Raw genomic sequence first — 25,992 nt, 5'->3', positions numbered from 1 at the left:
TTATGAAGGGGCGCTTCCTCGCGGTCGACTGGGGCACTACCAACCGGCGCGTGTTCGTCGTCGGCGAGGACGGCACGGTGGAGCACACCGAGCGGGACGACCACGGGGTCGTCAAGGTCGGGCGCGAGGGGTTTGGGCGCGAGGCGGCCGCGATCCGGCGGCGGCTCGGCGATCTGCCGATGCTGTGTGCGGGCATGGTCGGCTCCGATCGCGGCTGGGCCGATGCGGGATATGTGCCGTGTCCGGCCCGGATCGAGGACCTGGCCGTGGCATTGCGCTGGATAGAACCCGGTCGCACCGCGATCGTCCCGGGTCTCTCGTTCGAAGGCGAGGGACGCGTCGACACCATGCGCGGCGAGGAAGTGCAGTTCCTCGGCGCGGTGGCGGCGAGGCAGGTGCCCGCGACCGCACTGCTCGCGCAGCCCGGCACCCATTGCAAATGGGCGCATGTCACCGACGGCGCGATCACCCGCTTCACCACCGCCATCACCGGCGAGATGTTCGCTCTCCTGCGAGATCACAGCCTGCTCGTCGGCCAGATCGACCGCCCGGCGGAAGACGATGCGGCGTTTCTCGCCGGCGTCGAGCGGTCGCGCTCGCCCGACCTGCTCGCGCATTTGTTCGGCGTGCGGGCGGACGTGCTGTTGGGCCGGCGTCCGCGCGAGGAATCGGCCTCCTACGCCAGCGGCCTGCTGATCGGCGCGGACGTCGCCGCACATGCCGCGGGCGCGCGCGCCTTCATCCTCGCCGGGCCCGAGCTCGGCCGGCTCTACGCGCGCGCGATTGCCGCGTTCGGGGGTGAGTCCACGATCGTCGACAGCCATGCGGCGTTCGTCGCCGGCATCCGGCTAATTTGGGGTTTGGTGGAATGAGTGTGGATACGAGATTCCGGAGCGCCTTCGCGCAATGCCCGCTCGTCGCGATCCTGCGCGGCGTCCGGCCCGGCGAGGTCGAAGCCGTGGGCGAGGCTCTGGCGGAGGCGGGGTTCACGCTGATCGAGGTCCCGCTCAACTCGCCCGATCCGTTCGACAGCATTGCCCGGCTGGCCCGCCTGCTCGAAGGCACGGCGATGGTCGGCGCGGGCACGGTGACCGACCCGGCCGAGGTCGCGAAAGTCCGCGAAGTCGGCGGCGACCTGATCGTCTCCCCCAATACGGACGTGTCGGTGATCGCCGCGACGGTGGATGCGGGGCTCGTGTCGATGCCCGGCTATTTCACGCCCAGCGAAGCCTTCGCGGCCGCTCGAGTCGGCGCGCACGCGCTGAAGTTGTTTCCCGCGGAGGCGGCCTCGCCCAAAGTGCTGAAGGCCCAGCGGGCGGTGCTGCCGCCGACGTTGCCGGTGCTGGTCGTGGGCGGCGTCACGCCCGAAGGAATGGACCCGTGGCGGGCGGCCGGCGCGGCCGGCTTCGGCATCGGGTCGGCGCTCTATGCACCGGGCGTGACTCTTCCCGAAATTCGCGAACGTGCCGAAAGCTTCATCACAGCTGCAAAGCTGAAAAGCGCGACCTGACCTGCGCACACGCCGGGTTGTCATTTATCAGATTAATGATACCGTTCCGTCGTCCGGCTGCGACGCTTTTCGCATCGGCTCGAACTGTCTGGGAGGAGGCTAGCGTGACATCGATGGTGAAGGGGATTCTGCGCGCGCTCGCGCCGATGCTGTTCGTGCTCGGAGCGGGGCAAGCGCTCGCGCAGGCTGCGGAAGAGGCGAAGCCCGCCGCCGAGTCCGAGAAGGCGTATCTCTTCGCGCATATGATGAAGGGCGATTACGGCACGCTCTATTACTCGGTCAGCACCGACGGGCTCCACTGGACCTTCCTCAACAAGGGGAAGCCGGTCTCGTCCGACTATCACGGCCACGCCTCGATCGCGCAGGGACCGGACGGGCGCTACTACCTCGTCGGCAACAAGAGCGACGACGATCCTCTGATCCGCTTCTGGGTCTCCGACGATCTGATTCATTGGGAACCGTTCGGCACGTACGAGCCCGACCTCGCGAAAGTGAAGAACCATCCGCACGCGCTCCAGCGGATCGGCGCTCCCAAGCTGTTCTTCGACCAGCCATCCGGACAGTTCCTGCTGATGTGGCACACGCCGAACGTGCCCGGCAGCGACGAGGATCCGGAACGCTACTGGGCCAGCCAGCGCACGCTCTATGTGCTCTCGAAGGATCTCAAGACCTTCACCGCGCCGCCGAAACGGCTCTTCACCTGGGACATGGCGACGATCGACACGATCATGCAGCCCAATCCGGCGGGCGGCTATTGCGCTATCGTCAAGGACGAGCGCTATCCGTCGTACAACTGGACCATGGGCAAGACCATCCGCATCACCTGCGGCCCGACGCTCACCGGACCATTCCCCGAACCGGGCCCGCCGCTCAGCCCCAATTTCCGCGAGGCGCCGACGCTCATCCGTTCGCCCGACGGGGAGGACTGGTATCTCTATTACGAGCAGTACGCGGGAACCAGCTACGGCCTCTCGATGGCGCCGCGGCTGGAGGGGCCCTGGTATCAGGTCTCCGGCAACTCGGGGGTCCCCGAGTGGAACCGCTACGAGATGACCCCCGGTGCGCGGCATGGCTCGATGCTGCCGATCAGCCGCGCGCAATACGATGCGCTGGTAAAGGCGTTCCCGAACTAAGGGCCGCGCCGCTCCGTGGAGTGCTCCCCCTTCAGGTTTCCGGCGGATCCCTCCACCCGCCGCCGAGCGCCTTGAATAGTGCCACCGCGGCCTGCGCGCGCTCGCGCCGGGCGTCGGTGGCAGCCCGTGCATGGTTGAGCATGGCGCGGCGGCTTTGCGCCAGCGCAAGGCGATCCGTCTCGCCCGACGCGGCGCGCAGTCTTGCAAGCGCCAGCGCGCTCTCCTGACGCTCCAGCGCGGCGGCCTGGGCGTCCGCCGCGGCCTGCGCGGTGGCGAAGCGATTGAGCGCGGTTTCGCTGTCGGCGAGGGCGGTCAGCACCGCTTTCTCGTAGACTGCCGCGGCGGCTTTCGCCCGGGCATCGGCCGCGCGGATGCGGGCGCGGATCGTGCCGCCCGCGAAGATCGGCCAGGACAGGCTTGGGCCCACCTGCAGCCGCGTCGCTCCATCCGTGAACAGATCGTCCACGCTCCGCGCCTGCTGGCCAATGCTGCCGAGCAGCGAGAAGCGGGGAAACAGGTCGGCGGTCGCGACGCCGATGTCGGCAGTGGCGGCCGCGAGGCGGCGTTCGGCCGTGCGGACGTCGGGTCGGCGAGTCAGCAGGTCCGAGCGGATACCGGCGGCGATGACCTGTGGGCCCGCGGGTAAAGGGGCGGGCCGGGAGAGCAGCGGCGCCATATCCTCCGGATGGCTGCCGACGAGAACCGCGATGCGGTAGGCGGCCGCCGTCGCCTGCGCTTGGGCGGCGGCGACTGCGGCGTCGCTCGCCTGCGCTGCTGCTGCCGCCCTGTCGAGCGCATCATGCGGGTCCTCGCCCGCCGCGACCCGCAGGCGGGTCAGCCGTTCGGCCTCGGCATCGGTCTCGGCAAGCGCCTCCAGGGTCGCCGTATCCGCCTGCGCCGCGCGCAGATCGAGATAGTTCCGCGCGACTTCGGCGGCGAGCGTCAGCATGACCTCGCGCCGTCCGGCGCGCGCCGCGTCCGCGCGTGCCTCGGCCGCCTCGACCTCGCGTGTGCGGCGGCCCCACAGGTCGATTTCCCAGCTCGCGTCGAAGCCGAGATCGAACAGCGGGAAATCGCGCTCGAAACCCGGGATCTGGCCGACCGGCAACTGGCCTTCCTCGCTCAGGATGTTCTCGGTGGCTGAGCCGGTGGCGCTGACCGCAGGTAAGCGCCCGCCTGCCGCCGCGTCGCGGTTGGCGCGCGCTTCGGCGAGGCGGGCGGTCGCTTCGGCGAGATCGGGGCCTTCGGCGAAAGCGCGCTCGATCAGCGCGGTGAGCTGCGGGTCGCCGAACCCGCGCCACCATTCCAGATCGACCTCGCCGGGAATGCCGCCCTCGACCCACTCGGGTGCGACCGCGGTCTGCGGCGGCGCGTAATCGGGGCCGACGGTGCAACCGGCGAGAAGAAGCGCGGCGAGAGGGAGAATACGAGCGGTCACGAGCATCACTCCATGCGGGCGCGGAACAGCCAGGCCGATGCGGCCAGAGTCGCGCAGGCGATCACGACGAGCGGCCAGAGCTGTTGGAACACCTGTGCGGCAGGCATCGCCTTGAGGAACAGGCCCTGGACGAGGATCAGGAAATAGCGCGCCGGATCGGCATAAGTGACGGTCTGGAGCCAGCCCGGCATATTGTCGATCGGCGCGGCATAGCCCGACAGCAGGATCAGCGGAACGGTCGCAAGGAACGATCCGAGAAAGGCCTGCTGCTGGGTCGCGGAGGCCGCCGACACCAGCATGCCGACGCCGATCAGCGCGAGCAGATAGACCGCCAGCGCGAGGAAGAAGAGCAGGTACGATCCGGTGAACGGCACGCCGAACACCAGCGGCGCGATGACCAGATAGAGCGACCCGTTGAACATGCCGACGAGGAACGGCGGCACCATCTTGCCGATCAGGATTTCGTGGACCCGCAAGGGCGAGACCATGAGCTGGTCGAACGTTCCGAGCTCCCGTTCGCGTGCCACGCTCTGCGAGGTGATGGCGATACCCGCCACCGCGACGATGATCGCGACCAGCGAGGGGAGGGTGAACCAGATGTAGTCGAGGCTGGGATTGTACCAGTTGGTGACGACCGATCCGGCGGTGCCGGCCTCCGCCGCCCGGCGCGGCAGCAGCTCGGCCCCGTAGCCGCCGGCGATGGCGCTGAGATAGCCGGACACGATCTGCGCCGCGTTCGAACGCCGCCCGTCCAGCACCACGCCGATCGTGGCGGGCTCACCGCGCGTGACCCGGGCGTCGAAATCGGGGTCGAACACGAGGGCTGCGATCACCTCCTGCCCGTCGATTGCCTGCTCGAGCTCGTCGGTGGAGGACAGGCGGCGGATGTCGCGGAAACTGGGGCTGCCTGCGACCCGCGCCATGAACTCCGCCGCATGGACCCCGCCGGAACGGTCGAGCACCGCGACGTCGACGTTCTTTACGTCCAGGGTGGTCGCATAGGAGAAGATGAAGAGCTGCAGCAGCGGCGGAACCACCAGCACGATGCGCGACTTCGGATCGCGCAGCAGCGCCCACATCTCCTTGACGATCATGGCGGACAGGCGGCGCATCAGTCGAGGCTCCGCTTCGTCACCCGGAAGGAGAGGAAGAAGAACAGCGCGCCGAAGCCCAGCATGATCGCGATATTGGGCAGGATCAGGCCCCACAGATCGCCGGCCAGAAACACCGTCTGCAGGGGCGGGATCAGATAACGCGCTGGCACGATGTAGGTCAGCGCCTGGATCGGCCAGGGCATCGACGCGATCTCGTAGAGAAAGCCGGAGAGGAGGAAGGTCGGCAGAAAGGCGGTGAGCAGCGCGATCTGGCTGGCGACGAACTGGTTCTTGGTCGCCGCCGAGATGAACAGGCCGAGCCCCAGCGCAGGCATCAGGAACGCGGCCGCGATCGCGGCGAGCGCGAAGGGCGACCCCCGGAACGGCACGCCGAACACGAACACCGCGATCAGCGTGCACAGCGCCATCGACCCGATGCCGAGCAGGAAATAGGGCACGACCTTGCTGGCGATGAATTCGGCCATCCGCATCGGCGTCGCCATCATCGCTTCCATCGTGCCCCGTTCCCATTCGCGCGCGACCACCAGCGCGGTCAGCAAGGTGCCGATCATCGTCATCACGATGGCGATCGAGCCGGGCACGAGGAAATAGCGGCTCTGCAGGCCCGGATTGTACCAGTAGCGGGGCGACAGGGTGATCGGCGGTGCAGCCCGCCCTTGCCCGGTCTCCGCCGCCATCCATGCCGCCCGCACGCCCTCCCCGTAAGCGGCGGCAAAGTTGGCGGTATTGGGCTGCGATCCGTCGGTCACGATCTGGATCGGGGGCGGTGTGCCCGCGACCATGCCTTCGCCGAAGCCCTGCGGGATGACGATGATGGCGCGCGCGGTCCCGTCGATCAGGGTATCCCGCACCTGGGCCACGCTGCGCGCCGGGATCACCTCGAAATAGTCCGAATGGGCATAGGCGCTGGCGAGGTCGAGCGCCTGCGCGGAACTGTCCTCCACTACCAATGCGATCCGCGTGCGGGACGAATCGAGCGACACCGCGTAGCCGAACAGGAACAGTAGGATCAGCGGCAGCAGGAAGGCGATCAGGAAGGTGGAGGGATCGCGCATGATCTGCGCGAATTCCTTGGCCGACAGGGCGATCAGCCGGCGGCGGTCGAAGTTTGCGCTCATGCCGCCGCCTCCAGCTCGCGCGCGCGGTCGCTGTCCTCGATCAGCGCGATGAACGCGTCTTCCATCGTCGGATCGGCTGCGCCGGAGAGCTCCGCGGCCCTGGCCTTGAGCGCATCGGGCGTGCCGCTGGCGATCTGCTCCGCGCGATAGATCAGCGTGACCTCGTCGCAGTACTCGGCCTCGTCCATGAAGTGCGTGGTGACGAGCACGGTCACGCCCTTCTCGACGAGGCCGTTGATATGGGTCCAGAATTCGCGCCGCGTCACCGGGTCGACGCCCGATGTCGGCTCGTCGAGGAACAGGACCGGCGGCTCGTGCATGACCGCGCAGGCGAGCGCGAGGCGCTGCTTGAAGCCGAGCGGGAGCGTGCCGGCGTTGACGTTCATCCGTTCGCCGAGGTCGAAGATCTCGGTCATCGCCTCGATCGCCTGCGCCGCCTCGCTGCGGCCGAGGTCATAGGCGCCGGCGAAGAAATCGAGATTCTGCCGCACCGACAGATCGCCATAGAGCGAGAACTTCTGCGCCATGTAACCGAGTGAGGCGCGGGCGTCGGCGGCCGCGCGCCGCAGGTCGTTTCCGGCCACGGCGCCGGTGCCTTCGCTCGGCGTCAGCAGGCCGCACAGCATCTTGAAGGTGGTCGACTTGCCCGCGCCGTTGGGGCCGAGCAGGCCGAAGATCTGACCGCGCGGGATCGAGAAATTCATGTCACGCGCGGCGGTGAAATCGCCGAAGCGGCGGGTCAGCCCATTCGCCTCGATCATTGGCGTGTCGCTGGGGGGAATTTCACGATAGCGTTCGGCCAGCGCACTGGTGCCGCGAGGGCCGCCGCCGAGCCGTTCGATGAAGCCATCCTCGAAACGCGGGCCGGCCGGCTCGACCTGCGTATCCGGCCCCGCGTCGAGCGTGGCGGCATCGGGCGTCTCGCGGCCATCGCGGATCAGAAGCCGCACCGAGCGGCCCTGGATCGTCCCGTCGATCACGTCCTCGCGGTCGAGCGCCTCGGTCAGGAACTGCCGTCGCCGCGCCTCGAACCCGGTCACCCGGATGACGCGATCGGCGACCGGGCCGGTCAGGTCGCCCGGTGGCCCTTCGAACAGCAATGTGCCTTCGCTCAGCAGATAGACGGTGTCGCACTTCTCGGCCTCGTCGAGATAGGCGGTCGACCACAGTACGCCGATGCCTTCGGCGGTGAGCTCGCCGACCATGGCCCAGAGCTCGTGGCGCGAGATCGGGTCCACGCCGACGCCCGGCTCGTCGAGCAGGAGCAGCTTGGGGGTCTTCACCAGCGCGCAGGCGAGGCCGAGCTTCTGCTTCATGCCGCCTGAGAGCTTGCCGGCGAGGCGGGCCTGGAACCGCTTGAGATCGGTGAAGTCCAGCAGCCGCTCGAACACCGGCTGCCGCTCGTCGCGCGGCAGACCGCGCAGTTCGGCGTAGAGCGTGAGGTTCTCGGCGACCGTCAGATCCTCGTAGAGGCCGAAGCGCTGCGGCATGTAGCCGAGATCGTCGAGCGCGGCGCCGGGCGGCCCACCGAGCACCGCGATCTCGCCCTCGTCGGCCTCCATCAGCCCGGCGAGGATGCGGATCAGCGTGGTCTTGCCCGCGCCGTCGGGGCCGACCAGCCCCGTGATCCGGCCCGGCGCGACGTCGATCGCCACGCCGTCGAGCGCCGTCACGCCTTCGAAGCGCTTGACCACCCCCTTCGCGCTGGCGACGGCCGCGCTCACCGGATCAGTCCTCCGCGGCGGCGGCTGTGGGGATAGTCACCGTCACCGGCTGGCCCTGCCGCAACGCGTCGTCGGCGTCCTCGACATTGATGCGCAGGCGGTAGACGAGGTCGGTGCGCAAGTCCTCGGTCTCGACCGATTTGGGCGTGAACTCGCTGCGGGGCGAGATGTAGCCGACCGTGCCCTGATAGGTCTTGGGATTGCCGTCGGCCTTGATGGTCACGCGCATGCCCGGCCGCACCCGGCTGAGATCCGGTTCGCCGACATAGGCACGGACGCGCAGGGGGCGGTCGATCGACAGCGTGAGCACGGTCTCGCCCGGCTGGACGATGGCGCCGGGTTCGCGTGCGCGGGTGACGACGGTGCCGTCGACCGAGGCAGTCAGGATCCCGTCCCCGCGGTCGACGGATGCGCTCTGGCGCGCCGCGCGGGCGGCCGCGACCTGGGCGCCGGCGGCACGGATGTCTTCGGCGCGGGCGCCATCCTGTGCGAGCGAGAGCGCCTGGCGTGCCTCGGCCACCTGGGCCCGCGCCTGGTCGCGGGCGGCGACGGTTTGGGCCCAGATGGCCGCGCTGATCGCGCCAGGCTCGACGAGTGGCTCGCGCCGCGCATAGTCGCGCTCCGCGTTGACGAGAGCGGCCTGCGCCGCGGCGAGCTGCGCGCGGGTCTGGGCGATTTCCTGCGGCCTGCTGCCGTTGGTCAGGCGGGCGAGCTCGGCCTCGGCCCGGGCGACATCGGCATCGGCGCGCGCGATCTGCGCATCGAGGCTCGCGGTGTCGAGCGCGGCGAGGCGCTGCCCGCGCTTGACCTTCGCCCCTTCCTCGACCGCGATGCTGTCGATCCGGCCGGGAACGCGGAAAGCCAGATCGACTTCGCGCACGTCGACGTTGCCGTAGAGCGTCAGCGTATCGTCGTGGTCGCTTCCCAGCAGACCGAACCCGCGGGTCGCGATCGCTACGACGACGACGGCGAGAAGCGCTGCAATGGCGATAAGGCGGCGGCGGTTCATGTGGGTTCCTCCCGCAGGGTGGCGAGCAGATTGCTGCGCAGACGGGCCCGCAGCAACGCGGCGACATCGTCGTCGATGACCTCCACGCCGATCACCCGACAGACCGTTGCGCGGCCGGCGCGCAGGATCATTGTCTGACCGAACATCAGGATGGCAGTGGCGCGCGCCTCGCGTTCCGAGAGGTCGGGCCGGGCGAGGCGCAGCCACTCGACCACCTGTTCGGACATACGGCGCATCACGCCGCCGTAGAGCCGCTCGAACGCCTCGGTCGGCTCCTGCTGTTCGCGCAGGATGAACCGCGCCCAGGGCGCCGATTCCGCGCAGAGCATCATCAGGGCGAAGCTGTCGAAGAGGCCCAGCAGCGCGGCGATGGCGCCTTCGCGCGAGCCGTCGGCCAGCTCCCGCATCCGCTCCACGGTCGGCGCCTGCATTTCCGCGATGCGCTGCGCGATATGGTCCGCAGCGGCCAGATAGAGCCCGTGCTTGCTGCCGAAATGATAGGTGATCGACGACATCGTCGTTCCGGCAGCCGCAGCGATCGCCCGGGTGCTCGCCCCCTCAAAGCCCTTGCGGCCGAATTGATCGATAGCGGCTTCGAGAATCGAGGGCATGGCCATGAGCCGCTTCTAGTTCGTTCGAACGAACAAGAAAAGCGGGAACGTTCGACGGAGGGTGTTCTTAGGTGGTTTGAATAAGCTACCGCGCCTGCGCTGTGCGGCGATACTGACGCTGGGTCATGCCGAAGCGTTCGTGGAAACGAGCGATGAAGTGCTGGAGGCGCCCAGGCCGTAAGCTGAGCCGAGGGCCGGCCCCTCTTCCGCAGAAGAGGGGCTCGAGCGCCTGCGATTAATGCCCGCGAACCTCACTCGGCGACGAAGCGGATCGCCTGTCCTCCTCCCGAGGCAAGCCGCAGTGTCAGAACATCGCGGGCTCGGACCTCGCGTTCTTCGATGACGATATCGTGGCCGTTGGTCTTCCAGTCGGCGGCGGGACCGTCGCGGTAGATCTGCGCCTTGTAGGTGCGGCCCGGGTCGAGAAAGTCGAGCCTGACCTCAAGTTCGCGCGGCTCCTCGTTGGTGACGGCGCCGAGATACCAGTCCTCGCTGTTTCGGTCCTTGCGGGCGAATGTCACGTAGTCGCCGATCTCGCCGTTGAGCACGCGGCTGTCGGCCCAGTCGACCGGCACGTCCTTGATAAACTGGAACGCCGGCAGGTGCTTCTCGTAGTTCTCCGGCAGGTCGGCGGCCATCTGGATCGGGCTGTAGATGACGACGTAGAGCGCAAGCTGCCGCGCGGTAGTCGACTGCAGCTTTTGGCCGCGGCCCTGGAGGCTGAGGATGCCAGGGGTGTAGTCCATCGGCCCCGACAGCATGCGGGTGAAGACGAGCTCGGGCACGTGTGCGGGGTCATTCGGCGGATCGCCCCAGGCATTGTACTCCATGCCGCGGGCGCCTTCACGCGAAACCCAGTTGGGGTAGGTGCGGCGGAGGCCCGTGTCCTTGATCGGCTCGTGCGGGTTGACTGCGATGTGCCGCTCGGCCGCTTCCTTCACCACTTTCAGATGGTGGTTGGACATCAACTGCCCGTCGTGCCACTCGAAGCGGATCTCGCCAGCGGGTCCGAGCGTCTGAATGCCGCCCGCATCGGCCACATAGCCGGTCTTGATCGAGTCGATCCCGAGCCGCGCGTAGAGGTCGAGCGCATCCTCCAGCTGGCCTTCGTAATTGGCAACGTGCCCGGAGGTCTCGTGGTGGCCGATCAGTCGCACGCCCTTGTTTCGGGCGTAAGCAGCCAGCTCCTCGATGTCGAAATCGGGATAGGGCCTGGTAAAGCTGAAGATCGCGCCGTTGTTGTACCAGTCGCCGTCCCAGCCCTCGTTCCATCCTTCGACGAGAACGCCGCGCAACCCGTGCTCGGCCGCGAAGTCGATGTAGCGCTTCACGTTCTCGGTCGTGGCGCCATGCTTGGGCCCCGATCCCCAGCTCTCGACATCGAGATGCATGCCCCACCAGACGCCGACATACTTGTACGGCTCAACCCAGGAAACGTCGCCAAGCCTGTTCGGCTCGTTGAGGTTGAGGATCAGGTTGGATTCGGCAAGGCCGCCCGCCGTCTCCGAAATCTGGATGGTCCGCCACGGCGTGTTGAAAGGGGCAGTGCGGCTGACCTTTGCGCCGTCGGATGAGGGGGCAAGTTCGGCACGGAAGCGGCGGTCCTCGACCCGGCGGAACCACATTCCGGAATAGTCGACCAGCGCCGCTTCGTGGAAGGAGATATGCAGCCCGTCCTCGGTACGGATGGTGATCGGCGTGTGTGCCTGTGTGACCTCGTTCAGTGCCGTTTCGTGATAGAGATATTCGTAGCGGTTCCACTCGCCGGCGGGGATCCACCACGCCGTGCCGGGATCGGCGATCACGAACTCGGTCAGCTCCTCCGCGACATTGACGGTCTCGAGCGAGGCCTGTTCGGGGAATTCGTAGCGGAAGCCGACACCGTCGTCATAGACGCGGAAAACCACGTCCACGCTGCGCTGCGCGTGCGACCGCTCCGTCAGGCGGACGCGCAGCTCGTTGTAGCGGTTGCGAACGAAGCGGCGCTCGCCCCAGGGCTGCTCCCAGGTCTCGTCGAAACTCCGCGTCCATGTGCCGCCCAGCTTGAAGTAGCGGTCGAGTTTCTTGGCGTCGGTGAAGAGAAACCCGAGCCGCGAGGGCTCGATCACCGCTTCGCCATTGCGCTCCACCGAATACGTGGCGTGGCCCGCCGGGTTGATGTCGATCTCCACGGTCAGCACCTCGCCGGGTGAGGTTACCTCGGCCACGACCTCGGCACAGGCCGGCGCGGCGGAGAAGAGGGCGAGGAGAGCAATCAGACGTCCAAGCATGGCTAGGCTCCCTGAAAAAACCGGGTTGCAAAACGGGGGCGACGCTGCGCAATTCGGCTCATGAAAATGTTTGCAGCAAAATTTGCATAATGGCCGGGCGAAATACGAGGCTGGAGGATATCGCCAAACTGGCAGGGGTGTCGATCTCCACTGCCTTCATGCTCGCCGCGGCCGTGGTTGCCGCCGGCCTGCCGCGGCACACGGAGCCTCACGGCGCCGGACCTGCCTAGCGGGAACACGTCCAGGTCCGGCCGGTGAGACTTTTCCGCCGCCACCGCGACAGTGCGACCCCGCCACCCGCCGCGGCCCCGCTCCTCCCGCACCGTGATACCGATGGATCGCCAGAGCGTGACGGGCTGTCCGGCGGCAAGCGACACGGGGAAGCGGCGGATCGTCGCGGCCGCGCGCGAGCGGCTTAAGGGTTTGGCTCGACCGGAGCCTCGGCGTCGGCCGGGCGAGGGTGAAACGTGATATCGAGCGGCGTCAGGTGTCCATCCTCGCGCACACGAATGCGGACGATGCCCTGCAGCTTGGAATCCGCGAGCCGGCGTTGAAGCTCCGCAGCGCGTTCCTGCGAGACATAAAGACGCCCGCTTGCCAGTCCGCCTTCCGGATCATTCCATCCGCCGCTCGCGCGGACGGGATGCTCGCAAGGCTCCCCTTCGGGCAAATATACGCGCGCCAGATCGGGAGCCTGCCCCTCCAGACATAACACCGGCTCGCCCGCGAGGTCGACCGACCCGCCTTCGAGACCCGGCCAATCATAGGTGTAGATCACATAATGGCCGCGCAGCAGGTCGCGCGGGTCGTAGCCGCCGATCGGGACGAGCCATTCGGTGCCCTGCTGTGCCGCTCGGTGCGTCGTTGCCCAGCTTGTGGCCAAGCCGGCGAGCGGGAGCGCCAACGCCAGCGTCAGGGCGAGGCGGCGGTTCATGGCGTGCTCTCCTCAGGCGGAGCGAGCCGGCGCGAGACGCGCACCGCAACCCACGCCACGGCGAGGATCAGCAGCCCCGCAACGATCAGCCCCGCGCCGCTGGTCAGCAGATCGCTCGCAAGCTCGAAGCTGAGGATCACCAGACGCACCGCGATTGCCGCGACGGCGAGCTGGAAAATCCGCCGCCACCCGGCATGGAGTGCCGCGAGCGCGACGCCGACCCACAGCGCCATGAACAGGATTGCGCCGCCGAGCATGCTCCCGTCGACAAGATGAGCGGCGACCAGCACGAGCGCTGCCCCGCCGATGACGCAAGCCGCGGCACGTCCCGAGGGGCTACGCTTTGCGATGAACACCAGCACGGCTGCGCCGAGGCCGATGGCGGCCTGCACGACCTGCGTCCCGAGTGCGAGGAAGCGCTCGGTGTCGCTGTCGAAGTCGTCGAGACCGCTGGCGGCTGCGACTAGCGAGGCGCTGCCTAGCGCATAGGCGAAGCCGAGCTGTTCCAGGCGGCGCCAGAAATCGCGCCGCGTGCTGCGCCCGCGCATCCAGGCACCCAACGGTGCGAGCAGCACGGGCACCGCGGTCGCAAGGCCCAGAACGAGCGCAGGCCGTTCCTCCCGCTCGAAGCCGAACAGGGGCCGCGTCGGGTCCGCAAAATCCCAGCAAGCGTAGGCGAGCACGACGGCGAGCAGCGCTGCGGCAAGCCAGCTCGATCCGCGCAGCAGGATCACTGGCGCGAACAGTGCGAGCCACAGCGCTAGCGGCTGCCATAGCGGTGAACTCGTCTGATAGACCTGGCCGAGGTGTCCGAAAAACGTGAGCCCGAGCACCGCGAACACGAAGAGCAGGGCCTCATGTGCCCAGGGCCGCTGCGACAGCAGCGCCTCGCCCCGCCACCAGAGCGCGGCGGCAAGCACCGCCAGCAGCACGAAATGGACGGCGAGCCGCACCGCTCCGGGTATCGCCTCCCAGTTGGCGGCAACGACCGAGACGAGGCCCAGTCCGATCGCCAGCGCGCCGATCCCAACCACGGCCCACAGTGCGAGAGGCCGCGAATGCTCCGCCTCGTAGGCGCGGATCGACGCCGTCGTTCCGGCATCGATCAGCCCGGCCTCCTGCCAGGCGGCGAGTTTGCGTTCGATCATCCGGAAGTGACGCTACTTCGGGTTCAGATATCGGGCAAGCGCTGTTCGGCGAAGCCCCAGCCGGCGAGCGCTTTCGATTCCGCCCGCTTGTGAAGCGTCTTCGCATCGGAGATCGAGAACGGCTGCGCATTCGCGAAGTCGTTCAGTTCCTTCCAGGAGATCGGCACGGCGACCGGCGCGCCTGCCCGCGCGCGGGCGGAGTAGGGGACGACGGCCGTGCTGCCCCGCTGGTTGCGCAGATAGTCGATGAAGATCTTCCCCTTGCGCTTGGCCTTGCTCATCGTGGCAACGAAGCGTTCGGGCTCGGCCATGCTCATCGCTTCGGCGAAGCGCTTGGAGAAGTCCTTGTGCTCCTCCCACGAATGGCCGGGGGTGAGGGGGACCACGACGTGCACGCCCTTGCCGCCGGAAAGCATCGCGAAGCTGGTGAGGCCGAGGTCCGCGAGCTTCTTGCGAATGTCCTTCGCGGCCTGCTTCACGTCGCCGAAATCGAGCCCTTCGTCGGGATCGAGATCGAACACCATCCGATCGGGTTCCTCCACCTCGGTGCTGCGGGCGCCCCAGCCGTGGAACTCGATCGTGCCCATCTGCACGCAGGCGAGCAGGCCCGCGGCATCTTCGATATAGAGGTAGTCCTCGGTCCCGCCTTTCTTCTCGGCGATCGGCACGTGGTGGACGTGCTCCCCGAACGATCCGGAATCGTGCTTCTGGAAAAAGCACTTCCGCGCCCGTCCCTGGGGGCAGCGCACGAGGCTGACCGGGCGGAACGCCGCGAAGGGAAGCATCAGCGGCGCGATGCTGGCGTAATAGTCGGCGAGATCGCCCTTGGTCTGCCCGCTGTCGGGGAAGATCACACGCTTGCGGCTGGAGATCTTCACCTCATCCGCGGCATCCTCCTGGGGGGCATCGTCCGGCTCTTCCGGCGTCACCTGCTCCGCAGGCTTGTCGCTTCTCAGATCGATGAAGCTCGCGTGGCGGACGTTTCCTTCGGCGGTGAATTCGGCGAATGCGATCTCGGCGACCAGCTTGGGGGTCAGCCAGGTCACGCCGCGTGCGGAAACTCTATCCACTTCCGCAGGTGGCGTCTTGCGAACCAGCCGCGCCATCTTTGCCGCCAAGTCCGCCAGCATGTCCTGGTTGAAGCCGGTGCCGACGTTGCCCTTGTAGACGAGTTCGCCATCTTCATGCTGCGCCAGCAGGAGCGAGGAGAACGGCCGTGCCTTCGCGCTCGACTTCTTCCAGCCGATGATCACGAATTCCTGGCGCAACGTGCACTTGACCTTCACCCAGTTGCGCGTGCGTGTCCCGCGATAGGGGGCATCGACCGCCTTGGAGATGATTCCCTCCTGCTTGGCCTGGCACATCGCGCGGTAGAGCTTCTCGCCCGCGCCGATGACGTGGTCGGCGACATGGATCGGCGGCTCGGCGTCCCTGAGCAGCGCCTCGAGCCGTTCCTTGCGCTCGATATTGGGCAGTTTGGCGAGGTCCTCCCCCTCGACTTCGAGGAGGTCGAAGGCGTGGAAGGTGAGCGCGTCGTCTTTCCCTTGCGAGCCGTGCCCGCGCTTGAGCACTTTCTGAAGCGACGAGAAATCGGGATTGCCGTCTTTCCCGTAAGCGACGATCTCGCCGTCGATCAGGCAGGAAGGCAGGTCCAGCGCCGTGAACTTCGCGACCAGCGGTGCGAACTTGTCGCTCCAGTCCTTGCCGCTGCGGGTATAGACCCGCACGTCCTTCCCCGCCGCGGCGATGAGCGCGCGGTAGCCGTCGAACTTGATCTCGTGCATCCAGCCGTTGCCCGTCGGCACCGCATCGACCAGCGTGGCGAGTTGGGGCGGGCGGAATTTCGGCGGCTTGCCGGGGGCGGTCTTGCGCTTCGGCTTGGCCTTGCGGACATTGTGCTTCGCCGCCTTCTCCATTTCGCTGGCGAAAGCCTTGCCTTTCTTGCCCTTCAGCGAGTGCTCGCCTTTCACGTCGGCGGCGATCTCCGCCATCGAGCGGCCGGTGAGAACGCTGGTCAACTCCCGCTCGACCAGCGGATCGCCTTCTTCGGCATGTTCGTCGGCCACTTTGCGCAGCAGCCAGTTCTCGCGTTTCTCGCCCGGGCGCTTCTTCATGCGCACGAGCAGCCATTCGCCGTTCATGCGCTCGCCCTTGAGCGTGAAGTGAAGGTGGCCCTTGTCGATGTCCTTCCAGCTCTTGCCTTCGACCGGCTCCCAGATTCCCCGATCCCACAGCATCACGGTGCCGCCGCCATATTCGCCCTTGGGGATCGTGCCTTCGAATTCCGCGTAGGACATGGGGTGATCCTCGGTCCGGACCGCCAGCCGCTTGATGTCGGGGTCCGGCGAAGGTCCCTTGGTCACGGCCCAGGACTTGAGCACGCCGTCCGCCTCCAGCCTGAAGTCCCAGTGGAGCCGCGTCGCATCGTGCTTCTGGACGATGAAGCGATCCCCCCGCGCGCTGCTCTCGCGCTTGCCCGCTGGCTCGGCCGTTCTGCCGAAATCGCGCTTGCGGTTGTACTCGGCTAGCGGGTCACGCTTCGCCATCGCGTGCCTCCGATCTCCGGCCAATCACGCGATCGTCGTCCTTGTCCTCCACCAGCCGCAGCAGCGTCAGCAGCACGAGGCTGACGAGCGCAGCGATGGCAACGAGGGGCCACTGTGCTGCGCCGCAGGCGATGCCGATCACTGCCGCGACCCACAAGTGCGCGGCAGTCGTCAGGTTGTGCACCCGGCCCCTGCTGAAAACGATCAGGCCTGCGCCGATGATGCCGACGAAAGAACCGGTCGCCTCGAATATGCGCAGCGGGTCCATCCTCAAGCCTCCGAGCTGGCCGTAGAGCGCAATTATCGAAACGGTCATCGCCGCCGCGGCAAAGCAGATCAGCGCGTGCGTGCGCATGCCGGCCGCGTGTCCCCGCATCTCGCGGTCGAGGCCCAGCAGCACGCCGAGGATCGCCGCTGCGCCGAGGCGCGACAGAAGATCCCAATCCATCCAGTGGATCAGAACGGGGGCGTTGAGGTCCATCAGGCGCGTTTCCTCGTCTTGCCGGCGGACGCCTTCTTCGCCGAGGTCTTCTTGGCGGAACTCTTCTTGGCCGGCCTTTCCTCCTTCACCGATTTCTTGAGTGCAGCCATCAGATCGATGACATTCGATTCGCCGGAGGGCGCCGGTTCTTCCACATCCTCCAGAACCTGCTTGCCCTTCGCCTTGGCCTTCTTGTCGATCAGCTTACGGATCGCATCGACATAGCGGTCGCGGAATTCACCCGCATCGAAGGGTGCGCTCTTCTTGTCGATCAGCGCGCCGGCAAGCTCCAGCATTTCCTTGTCCGGCTTGCTGTCGGGAATGTCCTTGAAGTAGGTCTGCGCGCGGCGCACCTCGTCCTCGTAGCGCAGCGTCTCGAGCACGATGCCTTTGCCGCACGGCTTCAGGCTGACGAGCGTCTCGCGCCCGCGCACCGACAGCTGGCCGAGTGCGACCTTCTTCTTCTGCCGCAGTGCCTCGCGCAGCACGACGAAAGCTTCCTCCGCCAGTTCGTCCTGCGGGACGACGAAGTAGGGTTTCTCGAAGTAGAACACGTCGATCTCGTCGGCCTCGACGAACTGAACGAGCTCGAGCGTCTTGCGACTCTCGATCCTGACGGCTTCGATTTCCTCTTCCTCGAGCAGGACATAGTTGCCCTTCGAGATTTCATAGCCCTTGACGATATCGTCGCGATCGATCGGACCGATGCCCTGCACGACCTTCTCGTACTTGATCGGCTTGCCGCTCGGTTCGTGAATCTGGCGGAAGGATATCGAGGCGCCGCTCTTGGTCGCGGCATAGACTTCGACGGGTATCGAGACCAGCGCCAGTCTGATCTGCCCCTGCCAATAGGCGCGTGCCGCCATCGTTCTTGTCCCCTTTCGCGCCGATTCAGCGCTTGGGGCGGAGATTCGTTTCCGCGCATGAAAAAAGGGCGCCGCACCCGAGGAGGCGGCGCCCTTCGCTCAGCTCGCGCGGCTGGGCGCTATTCCAGCTCGTTGCCGGTTATCGCGGTGTACTCCGTCGCCGCTTCGAGGTTGGCGGCCATCGCATCATCGGGTGAGGGGACGAGGCCGATCTTTGCAAGCGGGCCGTCCGCGCCCCAGCTGCGCGTCCACTCGGCGATGAACTCCTTGAGGCCCGGGATCGCATCGAGATGCGCCTTCTTCACGTAGACGTAGAGCGGGCGCGCCCCGGGATACCGGAAGCTCGAGATGTTCTCATAGGTCGGCTCGACCCCGTTCATCGGCAGGCCCTGGACCTTGCCGGCGTTCTCTTCGAGGTAGGAGTAGCCGAACACACCGACCGCCTTCGGGTTGTTGCCGATCTTCTGGACGATCAGGTTGTCCTGCTCGCCCTGGTCGACATAGGCGCCGTCGGAGCGGACTTCCGTGCAGATCTGCGCGTGGCGATCCTCGTCGGTTTCCTTGAGCTGCTCCATCGCCGGATCGGCGTCACAGCCGACCTCGAGAATCAGCTCCTTGAGCGCGTCCCGCGTGCCCGAGGTGGAAGGGGGGCCGTAGACCAGGATCGGCTCGTCGGGGAGCGACGGGTCGACGTCTGCCCAGGTCCGGGCGGTCTGCTCTTCGCCGTAGGGTTGCGCGGCGATCGCCTTGTACACGATCTCGGGCGTCAGATTCATCATGATCCCACCCTGCGCGGAGGCGAATGCGATCCCGTCAAGACCGACCTGCAGCTCGATGACGTCCTCCACCCCATTGGCCTGACAGGTATCGAACTCGCTCTTCGTCATCCGGCGCGAAGCGTTGGCGATATCTGGCGTGTTGGGGCCGACCCCTTCGCAAAACAGGGCGATGCCGCCGCCGGAGCCGGTCGACTCGATCAACGGCGACTTGAAGTCGGGATGCGAGCGGGCGAAATTCTCCGCGACCACCTTGGCGAACGGATAGACGGTCGACGAGCCGACAGCGCGGATCGAGTCGCGCGTGCCTCCGCCGCCCGGCGCGTCGCAGGCGGCAAGCGAAAGCGCCGCCGCGGCGGCAAGGCAGATGGAAACGGTGGAACGCATATTCTTACCCCTCGAGGCTCCAGGATGGCATCGCCGATATGGGCGGTATGTGACAAGTCCATGACAATTGTAGCGCCAATCGATCTACATGATGGCACCCATTGGCGGACAGCGATCATTTAGATCGGGGCAGACAGCGTGCGGCGCGGTAGTTACAGGCGTAACGGTGTCGGTAAAGAGGAGTTCGCCCATGCGCATTGGCTGTCCCACCGAAATCAAGAACCATGAATACCGTGTCGGCCTCACTCCGGAAAGCGCGCGCGAGCTCGTTGCGCATGGACACGAGGTCTGGATCGAAAGCGGCGCGGGGAACGGCATCGGTGCCGACGATGCCGAGTATCGTCAGGCTGGCGCCGTCATAAAGGACGGCCCCGATGCGATATTCGCCGAGTGCGAAATGGTCGTGAAGGTCAAGGAGCCCCAGGCGGAGGAGCGCGCACGGCTGCGCCAGGGGCAGATACTCTATACATACCTCCACCTCGCACCTGATCCGCCGCAGACAGCCGACCTCGTCGCGAGCGGGGTGACCGCGATCGCCTACGAAACGGTGACCGGTCCCAACGGTTCGCTCCCGCTGCTGAAGCCGATGAGCCAGGTCGCGGGGCGCATGAGCATCCAGGCAGGCGCCACCGCGCTGGAGAAGGCGCACGGCGGGCGAGGGGTACTGCTCGGCGGCGTACCGGGGGTGCTTCCGGCCAAGGTCCTCGTCATCGGCGGCGGCGTAGTCGGCTTCAACGCAGCGCAGATGGCCGTGGGACTGGGGGCGGACACGACCATTCTCGACCGCGATCCTGCGGTGCTCGAACGCGTCGGCATCCACTTCGAAAGCCGCGCCAAGACGCGCTTCTCGAACAAGGCGAATCTGGAGGAAGCGGTCTGCGAGGCAGACCTGGTGATCGGCGCGGTACTGATCCCGGGCGCGGCTGCGCCGAAGCTTGTGACGCGCGAGATGCTCAAGTGCATGCAGCCTGGCGCGGTGCTGGTCGATGTCGCCATCGACCAGGGCGGCTGCTTCGAGACGAGCCACCCGACCACGCATGCCGACCCTACTTACGTGATCGATGACGTGGTGCACTACTGCGTCGCCAACATGCCCGGTGCTGTGGCCCGGACGAGCACTTACGCGCTCAACAATGTCACGCTGCCGCATGCACTCAGTATCGCCGAGCTCGGTTGGAAGGAGGCCATGCGCCGTGACGCGCATCTCGCGGCGGGGCTGAATGTCCATGCCGGCCAGGTGACCTACAAGGCGGTGGCGGATGAGCTGGGATACGAGTACCGGCCGATCGACGAGGTGCTGGCCTGAGATGGGCTGCCGGTCCCGGCACGACTGATCCGCAGCGCGTTTAAGACCCCACTAATCTTTGTTGCCTACGGCGCGCGATATGCTTGGACGTGCGCTTCGGGGGCTTCTGGCGGTCATGGCCGTTACGGTCGTGCTGTGCACCGTTCCCGAAGCGCAGGCCCGGCCCATCGCTCCTTCGTGTCAGGCGACCGCGGCCCTGCCGGCCGCCTCCGCCCGAACCGGATCGCCCGAACCGCACTGGTTCTGTGACGGGCGCATCGCCGACTTTCGCGCACCCCGCGTGCTGCTCCGTTTCGACCTTCCACGGAGTGGCCCGCATCCGGCCTTTTTCACCACCCGCGCGGGCAGCTTCGGCCGTATCGAGATATCCGTGGTCGATCGTGGGGGCACGGTGCGCAGCGCCCGGTATACGATGGACGAGGCGGAACTGATCGGCAGCGGCCTGAACTTCGTGCTGCCGCTGCCGGAGGTGACCGACAGGTCCGATCACATCGTGGTCGCGATGGACGACGGCTGGGCTGCGCCGCTCGTGTCGGACGCCCGCCTCGTTGCCTCGGTCGACGAAGTGCGCTGGCCTTACGAAACCATGCTCGCGCTCGCGGCGATCTGCGGGCTTCTCTGCATGCCGCTGCTGTTCGACCTCGCCTTCTACCGCATTCTCAAGGCGCCGTTCCTGCTTTGGCACCTGACATCCGTTCTGGGGATGCTGGCGTTGACGCTCGTCTCGTCAGGACTGGTCCTGCATCTCGCCGACCTGACGTTGACGCAGGTCTCGTTCCTCCTGCCGCTGACCTCCTGCATTGGCGTGGGAGCCGCCGCGATCTTCGCGGCGGACCTGTTCGAGAAGGGATGCCTCCCCGAACGCACACGGCGGCTCTTGCGCTACTTCGCCGGGGTTACCGTGGTGACGTCGCTTGCCCAGATGAGCAGAATCCCCGCCCTTCGCGAGCATGGCTCGGACATCTTCTACCTGGCCTTCCTGCCGCTGATCGCGCTGTTCTGTGTTGCGCTGGCCCAGGCGATCGTGCGCGGTAGCCGCGCGGCGCGCTATCAGCTCGTCGCCTGCATGCCGCTCTGGGCGGTCTCGCTCCAGCGAATCCTCACCAACGTTGGTTTCGGCGATGTGCCGCAGGATCAGATCTTCGCCTTCAGCGCGGCAGTCGCGTTCCAGCTGGTCGTGACCTCGCTCGGTGCGGCCGACCGCTTCATGATCCTCAAGCACGAGCGCGACCGTGCCCGTGCGCAGTCGCTCGCGATGGAGCAGATGGCCGAGCGCGATCCGCTCACCGGACTGCTCAACCGTCGCGCGATTGAAGCCCGTTTCGCCGAGCTCCAGCGCCAGGGCTTCGACACCATGGCGCTGATCGACCTGGACCACTTCAAGCGTGTGAATGACAGGCACGGCCACCAGGTCGGCGATCACGTGCTGCGCGTCTGCGCACAAGTGCTTCGTGCAGACGGCGATCGGCATGCGATCGCTTTGCGGCTCGGCGGCGAGGAGTTCATGCTGCTGTTACGGGGGCTGAGAGCCCGCGAGCGCGCCGAACACCTCCGCCGCGCGATCACGCAGCGCGTCGCGGCCGAGGTGGAGGGGCTCGAGGCACCCGTCACCGCCAGCATGGGGGTGATCGAGATGCCGCGAGAGGGGCTCGAAGGCACGACCTTCGCCGACCTCTACGCGCGCGCCGACATGCTGCTCTACGAAGCGAAGGAAGCAGGCCGTAACCGCACGATGCATGAACGCCTGACGCTGTTCGGCTCCGGCGGTCCGCGCACCACGCGCGGCACCGCCGCGGCGTGAGCGGCGCTAGAGCGGATTGCCGTCGCGGTCGCGATAGATTTCCCGGCGACCGACGTGGTTGGCGGGGCCGACCAGCCCTTCCTCCTCCATCCGCTCGATCCATTTCGCGGCGGTATTGTAACCGACGCCCATCTGGCGCTGGAGCCACGATCCGCTCGCCTTCTGGTTCTCGAACACGATCTGGCATGCCTGGCGGTACTTGCGCTCTTCCGGGTTGTCGCTCGCGGTCAGCTCGTCGTCGAAGCTGAAGCCACCGTCCTCCGGCTCTTCGGTGACGGCGTCGACGTACTCGGGCTTGCCCTGCGTGCGCCAGTGATCGGCGACCGCCTCGACTTCCTCGTCCGACACGAACGGCCCGTGAACGCGCACCATGGCACCGCTGGAGGGCTTGTAGAGCATGTCGCCCTTGCCGAGCAGCTGCTCGGCGCCCTGCTCGCCCAGGATCGTGCGGCTGTCGATGCGGCTGGTGACGTTGAAGCTGATCCGGGTCGGCAGATTGGCCTTGATCACGCCGGTGATCACGTCGACCGAGGGGCGCTGGGTCGCCATGATCAGGTGAATGCCCGCGGCGCGGCTTTTCTGGCTGAGGCGCTGGATCAGTACCTCGATCTCCTTGCCGACGGTGACCATGAGGTCGGCGAGTTCGTCGACGATCAGCACGATCTGCGGCAGCGGCGCGTAATCGAGCTGCTCTTCCTCGTAGAGCTCCTCGCCCGTTTCGGGGTCGAACCCGGTCTGCACTCGGCGGCCGAGGGGCTTGCCCTTGGCGATCGCGGCCTTCACCCGTTCGTTGAACGAGTTGATGTTGCGCGAGTTGATCGAGCTCATCATGCGGTAGCGCCGCTCCATCTCCTCGACCGCCCACTTCAGCGCCCGAACCGACTTGTGCGGTTCGGTCACGACCGGGGAGAGCAGGTGCGGGATGTCGTCGTAGCTCTTGAGCTCGAGCACCTTGGGATCGATCAGGATCAGGCGGCATTCGTCGGGCGTGAAACGATAGAGCAGGCTGAGCAGGATGCAGTTGAGGCCGACCGATTTGCCCGAGCCGGTGGTGCCCGCGACCAGCAGGTGCGGCATCGCGGCCAGGTCGGCGACGATCGGCTCGCCCGCGATGTCCTTCCCCAGGATGATGGGCAGGTTGCCCTTGGCATTCGCGAAGGCCTCGCACGCGGCGAGTTCCTTGAACGCCACTATCTGACGGTGCGCATTAGGCAGTTCGATGCCCATCACCGTCTTGCCGGGTATGGGGGAGACGCGGGCGCTGATCGCGCTCATGTTGCGAGCGATGTCCTCGGCCAGGCCCACCACGCGGCTGGCTTTGATGCCGGGAGCCGGCTCGAGCTCGTACATCGTCACCACCGGGCCGGTGCGCACCGCCACGATCTCGCCCTTGACGTTGAAATCGTCGAGCACCGTCTCCAGCAGGCGGGCATTGCGCTCGAGCGCGAGCTTGTCGAGCTTGGGACCCTTGTCGACGGGCGGCTCCTCAAGGATGTCGAGGCTGGGGAGCTCGTAGGCGGCGAACATGTCGCGCTGCTTGTCCTTGGCGAGGGGAGCCTTCCTCGGCGGCGCCGTGCGCTCGGCGATTTCCGGACTGCGGCGCGCCGGTGTGGCGGGCCCGTCCGCTTCGGGTTGCGCCTCGACGTCCGGCTTGGCCTTCGCCTGCCGCCGCTGCCTGGGCAGGAACGGGATGTCCCGCTGCGGCAGGGAAGGCGCGCGCTTGAGGAACATCGGCAAGGTCAGCAATGCGCGCCAGTCGATCGCGAACACACGCGTCAGCAGCGCGACGCCGAGCGCGAGGCTCGCCAGAGCGATGCCGAGGACGGCCCATCCGCGCGCGCCCTCCGGCAGCAGGGCCGCGATCGCGCCGGCGGCCCTGGCACCGATCAGGCCGGCGATCCCCCCGGGTGAGGCCGGCAGGGACCAGCGGGGGCCCTCGAACGCGAGTGCGAGCACGGTGGAGATCAGGATCATCGCCAGCAGCAGCATCGCGACCGGGCGCAGCCAGTGCGTGTCGGTGTCTCGGTCTTCCTCCTCGACGTCGCGCCACAACTTGCGCGCGCCGACGTAGAGCAGTGGCAGCAGCAGGACCGCGCTCAGGCCGAACAGCAGGAGCACGCGCTCCGCCACCCAGGCACCGCTCACGCCCATCCAGTTGGCGATGTCCGTGCCGGACGCGGCCGTCGAGGGGCTCGGGTCGGTATGCGTATAGCTGACCAGCGACAGCGTGAGGAACACGGCGGCCGCGAACAGCACCGCCGCCCCCGCCATCTGCGCGGCGCGTCGCAGCGAGCGCCGTAGCGCAGCGCGCCAGTCGGCTGTTGGCGATTTCCCGATTGCACGGGTGGCCATCGTCGTTCCCCTACTTCCCGTGAACGCGGGCATCATGCGCCCGAGCGGACTCCTGCGTCAAGAATCCTGCGGTAGAACGCTCATTTAACCGATATGGTTCGTTTTGTCAAGAGGGAAGAAGCCCCCGCTCTTCGTCTGCTTTACCGGTCAGGAAAGGCCGTCAATCGCGCCCCACCGCGGCCAGCCGAGTTCCTGGGCGCGCGCCGGGCTCATCCCGCCCAGCGCGATCACGGGCATTGCGGCAAGCGCCGCCAGCGTGCGAAATCGCTCCGGGCCCAGCGCCGGCGCATCCGGGTGCGAGCGTGTGGCGAAGACGGGCGAGAGCATCACGGCGTCGGCGCCGATCGCATTGGCTGCTTCGATCTCGGCCCGGTCGTGCGCGGTGGCGATCCGCAGCCTCGGCCCGCGGGGTCCGATGCCGCCGGCCGGGCCGTAGAGGCCGTCCGCGCCCCAGCGTTCCGCGTCGGCGGGGTTGCCCGAAAGGACCGCCGCGTGCCCGTATTCCCGTGCGACCCGCGCCAGCTCGTCGAACCGCCGCCGCCGGGCATCGGATGCGAGGTGATAGTGGCGAAAAACGAACCCCGAGCCGCGTGGCAGCGCACGCAGCGCCTGCTCGAGCCGCGCATCGTTGCGCGCGTCGGAGAGCAGCCACAGGTCGGGCAGCGGGGCAGGACGGGTCTGGCGTCGGGGCACGTGGACGCTATAGCGCGGCACGATGGAAAACCCAGAGACCCCGCTCGAACAGGTCCGCGCGAACATCGCGAAGGCGTGCAAGGTGGCGCGGCGCGAGCCGGACGACGTCACGCTCGTCGCGGTGAGCAAGACGCACCCGGCCGAAGCCATCGAACCGCTGCTGCGGCAGAGGCAGCGGGCGTTCGGCGAGAACCGCGTGCAGGAAGCACAGGCCAAGTGGCCTGCACTGCTGGAGGCATACCCCGGGGTGGAGCTTCACCTGGTGGGGCAGCTTCAGTCAAACAAGGCGGACGATGCGGTGGCGCTGTTCGACGTCATCCATTCGCTCGACCGGCCCAGTCTCGTGAAGGCGCTGGCCCGGGCGATGAACAGGGCAGGCAAGCGCGTGCCGTGCTTCGTCCAGGTGAACATCGGGAGCGAGGAACAGAAGGGCGGCTGTCCGATCGGCGAACTGCCGCAACTGCTGAAGCGGGCTGACGAGGCCGATATTCCCGTCGCCGGCCTGATGTGCATTCCGCCCCTCGAGATCGAGCCGACACCGTTCTTCGCCTTGCTCGACAAGCTGGCCCGCGACCACGGGCTGGACGGGCGCAGCATGGGAATGAGCAGCGATTACGAGACCGCCATCATGCTCGGCGCGACCCACGTGCGGGTGGGCACGGCCTTGTTCGGTACGCGGTCCACCTAGAAAAATCCCCTCCCGCTTGCGGGAGGGGAGCGAGACTTGTCCTCACCCCGGACTTGATCCGGGGTGAGGCTAGTCGCAGCGGGGTG

At 67.2% G+C, this 25,992-nt stretch carries 22 protein-coding genes; 7 read left to right on the top strand and 15 right to left on the bottom strand.

The genetic code is table 11. The features are described from left to right. Positions 1-2 precede the first annotated feature (2 nt). The 3 genes from ETX26_RS10490 (at position 3) to ETX26_RS10480 (ending at position 2,643) form a co-directional block, all read left to right on the top strand. On the top strand, positions 3-872 hold the full coding sequence (locus tag ETX26_RS10490; protein ID WP_129524637.1) for a 2-dehydro-3-deoxygalactonokinase: 870 nt from the start codon (positions 3-5) through the stop codon (positions 870-872). After that, positions 869-1,510: a 2-dehydro-3-deoxy-6-phosphogalactonate aldolase gene (locus tag ETX26_RS10485; RefSeq protein WP_129524636.1), complete on the top strand. Its 642-nt coding sequence runs from the start codon at positions 869-871 to the stop codon at positions 1,508-1,510. Before ETX26_RS10490 ends, ETX26_RS10485 begins: the two co-directional genes overlap by 4 nt. 113 nt (positions 1,511-1,623) lie before the next feature. Continuing rightward, positions 1,624-2,643, top strand: a complete 1,020-nt coding sequence (locus ETX26_RS10480) for a glycoside hydrolase family protein (RefSeq protein WP_129525339.1) — start codon at positions 1,624-1,626, stop codon at positions 2,641-2,643. Between the two features lie 31 nt (positions 2,644-2,674). On the opposite strand, the gene ETX26_RS10475 is transcribed toward ETX26_RS10480, so the two are convergent. The 7 genes from ETX26_RS10475 to ETX26_RS10445 all read right to left on the bottom strand — a co-directional run bounded on the left by ETX26_RS10475 (position 2,675) and on the right by ETX26_RS10445 (position 11,928). Continuing rightward, positions 2,675-4,081: an efflux transporter outer membrane subunit gene (locus ETX26_RS10475; RefSeq protein WP_404825288.1), complete on the bottom strand. Its 1,407-nt coding sequence runs from the start codon at positions 4,079-4,081 to the stop codon at positions 2,675-2,677. 5 nt (positions 4,082-4,086) lie between these two features. Beyond that, positions 4,087-5,193: an ABC transporter permease gene (locus tag ETX26_RS10470; protein WP_129524634.1), complete on the bottom strand. Its 1,107-nt coding sequence runs from the start codon at positions 5,191-5,193 to the stop codon at positions 4,087-4,089. Then, positions 5,193-6,314: an ABC transporter permease gene (locus tag ETX26_RS10465; RefSeq protein ID WP_129524633.1), complete on the bottom strand. Its 1,122-nt coding sequence runs from the start codon at positions 6,312-6,314 to the stop codon at positions 5,193-5,195. The genes ETX26_RS10470 and ETX26_RS10465 overlap by 1 nt, the downstream gene beginning before the upstream one ends. Beyond that, complete coding sequence (locus ETX26_RS10460) at positions 6,311-8,038, bottom strand: ATP-binding cassette domain-containing protein (protein ID WP_129524632.1); 1,728 nt, start codon at positions 8,036-8,038, stop codon at positions 6,311-6,313. The genes ETX26_RS10465 and ETX26_RS10460 overlap by 4 nt, the downstream gene beginning before the upstream one ends. A 4-nt stretch (positions 8,039-8,042) precedes the next feature. Then, positions 8,043-9,047, bottom strand: a complete 1,005-nt coding sequence (locus ETX26_RS10455; protein WP_129524631.1) for an HlyD family efflux transporter periplasmic adaptor subunit — start codon at positions 9,045-9,047, stop codon at positions 8,043-8,045. Next, positions 9,044-9,664 (bottom strand): CerR family C-terminal domain-containing protein, encoded by a 621-nt coding sequence (locus ETX26_RS10450; protein ID WP_129524630.1) that lies wholly within the window; start codon positions 9,662-9,664, stop codon positions 9,044-9,046. The genes ETX26_RS10455 and ETX26_RS10450 overlap by 4 nt, the downstream gene beginning before the upstream one ends. Positions 9,665-9,909: 245 nt before the next feature. Next, entirely contained in the window at positions 9,910-11,928 is a 2,019-nt protein-coding gene (locus ETX26_RS10445) for a glycoside hydrolase family 97 protein (protein WP_129524629.1), read from the bottom strand. A gap of 89 nt (positions 11,929-12,017) precedes the next feature. Here ETX26_RS10445 and ETX26_RS14320 point away from each other — a divergent pair, with 89 nt between their 5' ends. After that, positions 12,018-12,158 (top strand): helix-turn-helix domain-containing protein, encoded by a 141-nt coding sequence (locus ETX26_RS14320; protein WP_165271752.1) that lies wholly within the window; start codon positions 12,018-12,020, stop codon positions 12,156-12,158. Positions 12,159-12,343: 185 nt separating this feature from the next. Here the strand turns inward: ETX26_RS14320 and ETX26_RS10440 are convergent, their stop codons facing one another. The 6 genes from ETX26_RS10440 to ETX26_RS10415 all read right to left on the bottom strand — a co-directional run bounded on the left by ETX26_RS10440 (position 12,344) and on the right by ETX26_RS10415 (position 19,066). Then, complete coding sequence (locus ETX26_RS10440) at positions 12,344-12,862, bottom strand: GDYXXLXY domain-containing protein (RefSeq protein ID WP_129524628.1); 519 nt, start codon at positions 12,860-12,862, stop codon at positions 12,344-12,346. Continuing rightward, entirely contained in the window at positions 12,859-14,010 is a 1,152-nt protein-coding gene (locus tag ETX26_RS10435; RefSeq protein WP_129524627.1) for a DUF2157 domain-containing protein, read from the bottom strand. Before ETX26_RS10435 ends, ETX26_RS10440 begins: the two co-directional genes overlap by 4 nt. Before the next feature lie 23 nt (positions 14,011-14,033). Next, a complete protein-coding gene (ligD, locus tag ETX26_RS10430) occupies positions 14,034-16,556 on the bottom strand; it encodes a DNA ligase D (protein ID WP_129524626.1) in 2,523 nt (840 codons plus the stop codon). Beyond that, positions 16,543-17,037 (bottom strand): MgtC/SapB family protein, encoded by a 495-nt coding sequence (locus ETX26_RS10425; protein ID WP_129524625.1) that lies wholly within the window; start codon positions 17,035-17,037, stop codon positions 16,543-16,545. The genes ligD and ETX26_RS10425 overlap by 14 nt, the downstream gene beginning before the upstream one ends. Further along, positions 17,037-17,903, bottom strand: coding sequence for a non-homologous end joining protein Ku (gene ku / locus ETX26_RS10420; protein WP_129524624.1), 867 nt, complete (start codon positions 17,901-17,903; stop codon positions 17,037-17,039). Before ku ends, ETX26_RS10425 begins: the two co-directional genes overlap by 1 nt. 119 nt (positions 17,904-18,022) lie before the next feature. Continuing rightward, positions 18,023-19,066: a substrate-binding domain-containing protein gene (locus ETX26_RS10415; RefSeq protein WP_129524623.1), complete on the bottom strand. Its 1,044-nt coding sequence runs from the start codon at positions 19,064-19,066 to the stop codon at positions 18,023-18,025. 190 nt (positions 19,067-19,256) lie between these two features. Between ETX26_RS10415 and ald the strand changes: the two genes are divergently transcribed. Beyond that, positions 19,257-20,372, top strand: a complete 1,116-nt coding sequence (ald, locus tag ETX26_RS10410; protein ID WP_129524622.1) for an alanine dehydrogenase — start codon at positions 19,257-19,259, stop codon at positions 20,370-20,372. Between the two features lie 115 nt (positions 20,373-20,487). After that, entirely contained in the window at positions 20,488-22,173 is a 1,686-nt protein-coding gene (locus ETX26_RS10405; protein ID WP_165271751.1) for a sensor domain-containing diguanylate cyclase, read from the top strand. A gap of 6 nt (positions 22,174-22,179) precedes the next feature. Here the strand turns inward: ETX26_RS10405 and ETX26_RS10400 are convergent, their stop codons facing one another. After that, positions 22,180-24,525 (bottom strand): DNA translocase FtsK, encoded by a 2,346-nt coding sequence (locus tag ETX26_RS10400; protein WP_129524620.1) that lies wholly within the window; start codon positions 24,523-24,525, stop codon positions 22,180-22,182. Positions 24,526-24,672: 147 nt separating this feature from the next. Continuing rightward, complete coding sequence (locus ETX26_RS10395) at positions 24,673-25,239, bottom strand: thiamine phosphate synthase (RefSeq protein WP_225425733.1); 567 nt, start codon at positions 25,237-25,239, stop codon at positions 24,673-24,675. 1 nt (position 25,240) lies between these two features. On the opposite strand from ETX26_RS10395, the gene ETX26_RS10390 reads away from it, so the two are divergent. Next, positions 25,241-25,906 (top strand): YggS family pyridoxal phosphate-dependent enzyme, encoded by a 666-nt coding sequence (locus ETX26_RS10390; RefSeq protein ID WP_129524618.1) that lies wholly within the window; start codon positions 25,241-25,243, stop codon positions 25,904-25,906. Positions 25,907-25,992: the final 86 nt, after the last annotated feature.

This window comes from Pelagerythrobacter rhizovicinus (assembly GCF_004135625.1).
GTDB classification, from domain to species: Bacteria; Pseudomonadota; Alphaproteobacteria; order Sphingomonadales; family Sphingomonadaceae; genus Pelagerythrobacter; species Pelagerythrobacter rhizovicinus.
This window is presented reverse-complemented; position numbering and strand designations above follow the sequence as displayed.